This window comes from Enterobacter sp. (assembly GCF_977039595.1).
In genome coordinates this window covers 41,781-48,734 of sequence record NZ_CDRQYH010000028.1, presented here as the reverse complement: position 1 = coordinate 48,734, position 6,954 = coordinate 41,781, and the positions used below count along the sequence as shown (strand labels likewise).

Here is a 6,954-nt window from a genome sequence, read left to right as displayed (position 1 = left end):
GATTCGATGTGTTTGCGGGAAAAAAATCGGCCCAGATCCGCGAAATTTTAATCAGCGAGTCAGCTTGGGAAGAAATGACCTGCTTATTCGCACCTTCCCCAGCGTGGGAAGAAGATGGTGCCGTGGAACAGTTTGTCGCCCAGGTTCACAATCAGGCTGACGTCGGTGCCGGTTGGCTCGGTCCAGGAAATTTTATAGATGCTCTCCCCTACCCGCACGATGTAAGCCTGCTGATCTTTCACCCAACGGTTGGCTACCAGACCGCTGTGAATACGGTAATCAAGCGTGGTCTCATTTTTGACGTAAATCTCGTAGTTCCAGCCGTTATCGTAGGTATATACAAGATGTTTACCAACAAAGCCGCTTAAGTCGTGTTTGTCGAAGGTGTTCATAAGATGTCTCCTTTGTTTTGATGAGACGATCGTACCCCTTCAAAAAATGAATGAATAACGCTATGTTTTAATCAAATTAATCCAAATTTTAGATAAATCATGCATAAGACGACGCTTGAACAATGGTCTTTACTGGCGAAAGTGGTCGAAGCGGGCAGCTTTGCCAAAGCCGCGGAAGAAACGCACCGCAGCCAGTCTTCGGTGAGCTATAACCTGTCGCTGCTGCAGGAGCGGCTGGGCGTGGCGCTCCTGGTGCCGGAAGGACGACGGGCGGTGTTAACGCCGGCAGGAGAACTGCTGCTCAACCAGGTTAAACCGCTGCTGAAAGCCTTTTCGTACGTTGAGACGCGCGCAGCGACCCTTCGCAACGGAATGCGCACGCGGCTGGATCTGGTGGTGGACTCCATTTTCCCGCGCCGCCGCCTGTTCGCTATTCTTCGTGAGTTCCAGCAGCAGTATCCGCAGACCCAGGTCCGTCTGACCGAGGTGCTGGAAAATACCCGCGCCGATGCCATTAACGACGAAGCCGATGTGTTGGTCTTAACCCGCCGCCAGGATATTACCGGGCTCGGCGAATGGCTGATGAATATCGACTTTGTTGCCGTGGCCCATCATCAGCATCCCCTCTTTCACCTCGACGCGCCGCTTAACGACGACATGCTACGCCCGTGGCCGCTTATCCAGATTGCGGACAGCCAGCCCGCCGCGCGCGCGGCCGGCGAGTCGTGGACCTTTTCCACCATCGATGCCGCCATAGAGGCCGTGGTCTCTCAGGTCGGCTACGGCTGGCTGCCAGAGGAACGCATCCAGACCCAGCTGGATCAGGGCGTGCTGAAACGCCTGCCGCTGAGCCACGGCGCACGCAGAGCAACGCCGCTACACCTGATTGTAAAGCGCTCTCTCGCCCCGCTTGATGAACAGGTTGAGACGCTATTGCGCCTTTTTAGCCAGGAGCCACCATCCTCACCTGCTACGCTTTAAGGTCCGAACGTTAAAACGATAAGGAGCAGATGATGAAAATCGACTTTGCGGGGAAAGTGGCGCTGGTAACCGCCTCAACCGGCGGGATCGGATTCGCCATTGCCAGAGGTCTGGCAGAAAGCGGTGCGGAAGTGATCGTCAATGGCCGGAGCATGGAATCGGTGAATAGAGGCATTCAGCAGCTGCAGCAGGTAGTGCCAGGCGTACAGGTGCGCGCCGCGATTGCCGATCTCAGCACGGCGGAAGGGGTGGAATCGCTTCTGAAGGTGGCGAATAACGTCGATATTCTGGTCAACAACGCCGGGATTTACGGCCCTCAGGATTTTTATGCCACCGACGATGAGACCTGGGAGCGTTACTGGCAGACCAACGTGATGTCCGGCGTACGCCTGTCCCGCGCCCTGCTGCCGGGCATGGTGCAGAAAGGCTGGGGACGCGTGGTGTTTATCTCGTCCGAGTCGGCCTGCAATATTCCGGCAGATATGATCCACTACGGCGTGACCAAAACGGCGCAGCTCTCGCTGGCGCGCGGGCTGGCGAAGTTCGTGGCGGGAAGCGGCGTGACGGTCAACAGCGTCTTGCCGGGGCCAACGATGTCGGACGGTTTCGCAGAGATGATGAAAGATGAAATCGAAAAAACCGGCAAATCGCTGGAGCAGCTGGCGAAAGAGTTTGTGATGGCCAACCGCCCCAGCTCGGTTATCCAGCGCGCTGCCACGGTTGAAGAGGTGGCCAATATGGTGATTTATGTCTGTTCGACCCAGGCCTCCGCCACCTCGGGCGCGGCGCTGCGCGTCGACGGTGGCGTCGTGGATGACATCATCTGATGCTGTCAGGCCGCGCTGCCTGCGATCCGACGAGCGGTAATATAGTGTGCTTGCCAGTAATCATCCGTCAGGGTTGAAACCGTTACGCCCTGGCTGCTTGAGGCGTGAATAAACTGGCTGTCGCCAATATAAACGCCAACGTGCTTGCGGTTCGGACCCGTCTGGAAGAATACCAGGTCTCCGGGCCTCAGGCGGTATTGCGCCACCTGCACGCCGCGATGAATTTGCTCGCGCGTTGTGCGCGGCAAATTAAGGTGTGCCGCATCGCTAAACAGGTGCTGCATCAGCGCGGAACAATCCACCCCGCGATGCGTGGTTCCGCCCCACCGGTACTGGGTGCCTTTCCATTTCTGGTATTGATCGAGAATACGCGAGCGCAGCGGGCCTGTTTCCTGATGCACCAGCGCAGATTTCGCCGGTGAAACTGCCAGCTCACTGTTCATCGAGACCATCGACGCTGGAAGTTGAAAGCTAAACGCAGAAAACGAAGCAAAACTTAACGTGAGGATTGAAATAAGCGATCTAAGAGTCATATCAAGAAAGAAGTAGTGAGTGAGTTTTTCCTTACCTGTGGGGTTCAATGGGTTCCCCTAAATATCTTGCGATGTGGCGATAATATAGACAGGTCGTTTTTTCGCCAATCCTTATCGAGGCCAAAAATAGACTGACTTTGAGATCGCAAGATCGAGAAAAAAATGGTGGGGATATAAGGACTGTCCTGCTAAAGCAGGTAAACTGATCCGCAGAATGTGTATTTCAGCTAAGACGTATTTATGACCAATATGATTGCCGACGAGACGGTGGCAAAATCTAACGTGCTCTCTGTCTTTGACTTTGACGGGACGTTAACGCACCACGACAGCTTTATTCCTTTCCTGCGTTTTGCCTTCGGTAAACGTTACTTCGCGGGCCGCCTGGTGCGCATGGCGCTGCCCACGCTCCACTGCGTGCGTCGCAAGCTGACGCGTGATGAGCTGAAGGAAGTGCTGATTAAAACGTTCCTGACGGGCGTGGATGAACAATGGTTGCGCCAGCAGGCGGAAGCGTTTTGCGAAAAATACTGGAACAAGCTGATGCGTCCCGAAGGGGTTCTGGCGGTGGCGGCTGAGGTGAATTCCGGTGCGGAAGTGACCATCTGTTCCGCATCCCCGGCGCTGGTACTCCAGCCGTGGGCTGACAAACTGGGCATTAAGCTGATTGGCACGCAGCTGGAAGTGAAAGACGGCAAGCTGACGGGACGCATCACGGGCAATAACTGCCGCTGCGCCCAGAAGGTGGCCAGGCTGGAAAAAGTGTATGGCGATCTCAACGCCTATCACCTGCGCGCCTGGGGTGACACCCGCGGCGACCACGAGCTGCTGGCGGCGGCGCAGGATCCGCACTGGCGGCACTTCCATCACCCGCGCAAGCGTCGGAATTCACCGATTAAGGGGTAAGTGCGGTCTGGTGCCCTCACCCCGGCCCTCTTCCACAGGGAGAGGGAGAAAAACGATGCATCAGGCCTCACGTTTTCCCGGGAACATCACGCTCGCAATAATTCCCAGCGCCAGCACGCCCAATACCACAAACAGGCTGGCCGTGGCGCCAATGCTGTAACCGTGATGCCAGAAGTGATCGGTGGCATTTAACCCCAGCTTGAACGCAACGAAGAACAGCAGAAGCACCACCGCTTTCTCGAGATGCACCAGATACTGCTTCAGCGCTTCCAGCACGAAGTAAAGCGTACGCAGGCCAAGAATGGCGAACATCATGGCGCTGTAGATAATCAGCGGTTCGCGGCTCACGGCAATAATGGCCGGCACGGAGTCAAACGCGAACATCACGTCAGAGAGTTCGACGACGGCCACGCAAAGTAATAGCGGCGTCGCATAGCGCTTCGCCTTCTTCACGCGTCCGACCATCACGTCCTGGTTTTCCGGCTTTTCAAGCTCCGCATCCACCTCTTTCTGCGTCAGAATAAAGGCATTGCTGCTGATTTTTGGCCAGACCGGATAGAAGCGCTTCACCAGACGATAGGCGAGATGACCCGAGTAATCTTCCACTTCGTCACTCTCTTCATTGCGTCGGAGCATCATCACCGCCGTCCAGCCGACGACCAGCGCGAAAATAACCTCAACGTACGGCCCAAGGCTTAGCAGGCTGGTCCCGATAGCCACAAAGATGCCGCGGAAGACAATTGCCCCCAGCACGCCCCAGTAGAGCACGCGGTGACGGTACTTATCCGGCACGCCGAACCAGGCGAAGATCGCCATCATCACGAACAGGTTATCGACGGAAAGCACCTCTTCCAGCGCGTAGCCGGTGAGGAACAGGCTCGCCATCTCGGCGCCGTGGTGAACGTACAGGAAACCGGCGAAGGCCATCGCCATCATGACCCAGAAAACGGACCACATCGCCGCGCTTTTCAGCGAGATCGGTTTATCGTGACGGTGCATAAAGAGGTCGATAAACATCGCTCCAACGGCCATCACCACAAAGACAACAACGGTTTCAGTCGGGAAACCGAGATGAGCAGCAGACATACAAAACCCTTTTGGCAGACAAAACACAACACCATGCAAACTGGCGTAAACCAGGAACAGAAAAGGGTGGGCTGTTAATCAGCCTTTTCACCCTCAAAGCCGCAGCCCTGTCGGCTACGAAAAGAGGGGTGTACTTTACCTTACCAGGCGGGGATCGCGCATCTGCCGTTTAGGCGCTCATTCCGCGCAAGCGCTGCAGCACCGCCACCAGAACCGCTACAGACCAGCCCACCATCAACGCGCCCACCAGCCCCTCCACCCCGCCGATGAGCCGCCAGTGCTGGGGTAACGTGACGTCGCCGTACCCTACCGTCGCATAGCTCACCAGTGAAAAGTAGAAGCTGGTGTTCCAGTCATTAAACGCGTCGATGACAAAATAAAACGCCGCAAACAGTCCGGCCTCAAGGAGATGGGCGAAGATCATAGAGATCACGATACCGACATTGCGTAAAACAATGCGTACCGCAGAATCGACGTCTAATTTAATGAATTTTAAAACGCCAAACATCCACAGCGAATGAATCACCACGGTTAGGGTAAGCAAAATAATAATACTGAGTAGCTGCATGATGCGTGCTCTGACCAAAGGGAGTATGGCCCCGCGAGCGCGGCGAGGCATCTGGTCGAAGCTTAGTTGAATGGAGAGGAAAAGTTGGTGCAATAATTGCGTTGCGTGATTATTTCTCTACCGACACGACCAGCTTGCGGCTGGTTAGCAGCTGAAAACGCTATATCCGCAGCGCACTATCTGTGAGTCACCTCTTATTTACATCATTTAAACCTTCCATTAACTGGATAAAAATAACGCGCCGTCGCTATAGTGGTTTTGTTTAATAAAACTAAGTTGTACCTAATAAAATCAAGAACACACCCTGCGAGGATACAATGACAGAACATTTACGTAACGGCGCGACCGCCACCGAGGACATAGAAAGAGAGACGATGCGGAAGGTGATCTGGCGTATTCTCCCGTTTCTGATTGTCAGTTACCTGGTCTCCATTATCGATCGCGGGAATATCGGCATGGCTTCGCTGCAGATGAATGAGGACCTTGGCCTCAGCAAAGCGGCGTTTGGCTTCGCCAGCAGCCTTTACTTCGTGGCCTATTTTTTGTTTGAGGTACCCAGTAATCTGGCCATGCAGAAAGTCGGCGCCCGGCTGTGGATCCCGCGCATTATGATCAGCTGGGGCATCGTCTCCATGGGCATGGCGCTGGTTCAAAACACCACGTCGCTCTATATCGTCCGTTTTCTTCTCGGGGCAGCGGAAGCAGGCTTCTTCCCAGGCGTCGTGCTGTATCTGACCTGGTGGATCCCTTCCCGCTACCGCGCGCGCATTATTGCGTCCTTTATGGTCGCCATCCCGCTCGCTAACTTCATCGGTTCCCCGCTTTCAGGGTTGATACTGTCGCTGGATGGCTGGCTGGGTCTTCGCGGCTGGCATCTGCTGTTCATCATTGAAGGCTTACCTGCGGTGCTGCTGGGTATTGCGGCCTGGTTTATTCTCCGGGATCGCCCTCATCAGGCGAAATGGCTGAGCAATGAACAGAAAAAGTGGCTGGAAACCACGCTGGAAACCGAGCGGAGCCAGCAAAAGAATATTGGGCATCAGACGACGTGGCAGTTGCTGAAGCATCGCCAAATCTGGCTGATGGCGCTGATTTACGCGGGCGCATCGTCCGCGGGCACCACCATAAGCGTCTGGTCTCCTCAACTGCTGAAATCCTTCCATCTCGATAATCTTGAGACAGGTCTGCTTAACGCCATTCCTTACGGCCTGGCATCGGTTCTGATGATTGTCTGGGGACGACATTCTGATCGTACCAACGAACGCCGCTGGCATACCGCGCTGACGCTGTTCATGATTGCTGCGGGCGTGTTCGCTGCCTTTGTAAGCGTCTCGCTCTTTGCCACTATCGTGATCCTGAGCATTATCCTGACGGGTGCGTATTCTATGAAAGGACCTTTCTGGGCGCTGGCATCCGGCTGGATGAGCAGCTCCTCGGCAGCGGCGGGGCTGGCCGCGATTGGCGCCATCGCGAACCTGATTGGCGGGGCGGTAATGGTAAATGCCTACGGCATGATCAGCGAGAGAACGGGCAGCTACACTCTGGCTATGCTTCCGCTAGCCGCGCTTTGCCTGGCCGGGGGTATCGCGGTGCTCATTATGGGACGGCAGGCCCGCAACGCTCAGCTACACGAAAAACAGGTCACACATTAGTGATGACAGAAG

General features: G+C 55.3%; 7 protein-coding genes and 1 pseudogene. 4 read left to right on the top strand and 4 right to left on the bottom strand.

Annotated elements, in window-relative coordinates:
- Positions 1 to 98: 98 nt before the first annotated feature.
- A pseudogene (locus ACWYRJ_RS10880) lies at positions 99 to 392 on the bottom strand (phenolic acid decarboxylase); the annotation flags it as partial.
- A 99-nt stretch (positions 393 to 491) separates the two neighbouring features.
- On the opposite strand from ACWYRJ_RS10880, the gene ACWYRJ_RS10875 reads away from it, so the two are divergent.
- Both ACWYRJ_RS10875 and ACWYRJ_RS10870 read left to right on the top strand, forming a co-directional pair.
- On the top strand, positions 492 to 1,373 hold the full coding sequence (locus tag ACWYRJ_RS10875) for a LysR family transcriptional regulator (RefSeq protein WP_223580686.1): 882 nt from the start codon (positions 492 to 494) through the stop codon (positions 1,371 to 1,373).
- 32 nt (positions 1,374 to 1,405) lie between these two features.
- Positions 1,406 to 2,200: an SDR family NAD(P)-dependent oxidoreductase gene (locus ACWYRJ_RS10870; RefSeq protein WP_111963723.1), complete on the top strand. Its 795-nt coding sequence runs from the start codon at positions 1,406 to 1,408 to the stop codon at positions 2,198 to 2,200.
- A gap of 5 nt (positions 2,201 to 2,205) precedes the next feature.
- Here the strand turns inward: ACWYRJ_RS10870 and ACWYRJ_RS10865 are convergent, their stop codons facing one another.
- On the bottom strand, positions 2,206 to 2,733 hold the full coding sequence (locus ACWYRJ_RS10865) for an NlpC/P60 family protein (RefSeq protein WP_455507865.1): 528 nt from the start codon (positions 2,731 to 2,733) through the stop codon (positions 2,206 to 2,208).
- A gap of 240 nt (positions 2,734 to 2,973) precedes the next feature.
- Between ACWYRJ_RS10865 and ACWYRJ_RS10860 the strand changes: the two genes are divergently transcribed.
- Positions 2,974 to 3,636, top strand: a complete 663-nt coding sequence (locus tag ACWYRJ_RS10860; RefSeq protein ID WP_455507864.1) for an HAD family hydrolase — start codon at positions 2,974 to 2,976, stop codon at positions 3,634 to 3,636.
- A 60-nt stretch (positions 3,637 to 3,696) separates the two neighbouring features.
- Here the strand turns inward: ACWYRJ_RS10860 and ACWYRJ_RS10855 are convergent, their stop codons facing one another.
- Together ACWYRJ_RS10855 and ACWYRJ_RS10850 are read right to left on the bottom strand one after the other, a co-directional pair.
- The gene (locus ACWYRJ_RS10855; protein WP_023309545.1) at positions 3,697 to 4,722 is read right to left on the bottom strand and encodes a TerC/Alx family metal homeostasis membrane protein; all 1,026 of its coding nucleotides are present in this window, start codon (positions 4,720 to 4,722) and stop codon (positions 3,697 to 3,699) included.
- 169 nt (positions 4,723 to 4,891) lie between these two features.
- The gene (locus tag ACWYRJ_RS10850; protein ID WP_115876818.1) at positions 4,892 to 5,290 is read right to left on the bottom strand and encodes a potassium channel family protein; all 399 of its coding nucleotides are present in this window, start codon (positions 5,288 to 5,290) and stop codon (positions 4,892 to 4,894) included.
- A gap of 317 nt (positions 5,291 to 5,607) precedes the next feature.
- On the opposite strand from ACWYRJ_RS10850, the gene ACWYRJ_RS10845 reads away from it, so the two are divergent.
- The gene (locus ACWYRJ_RS10845) at positions 5,608 to 6,942 is read left to right on the top strand and encodes an MFS transporter (RefSeq protein WP_149367181.1); all 1,335 of its coding nucleotides are present in this window, start codon (positions 5,608 to 5,610) and stop codon (positions 6,940 to 6,942) included.
- Positions 6,943 to 6,954 lie beyond the last annotated feature (12 nt).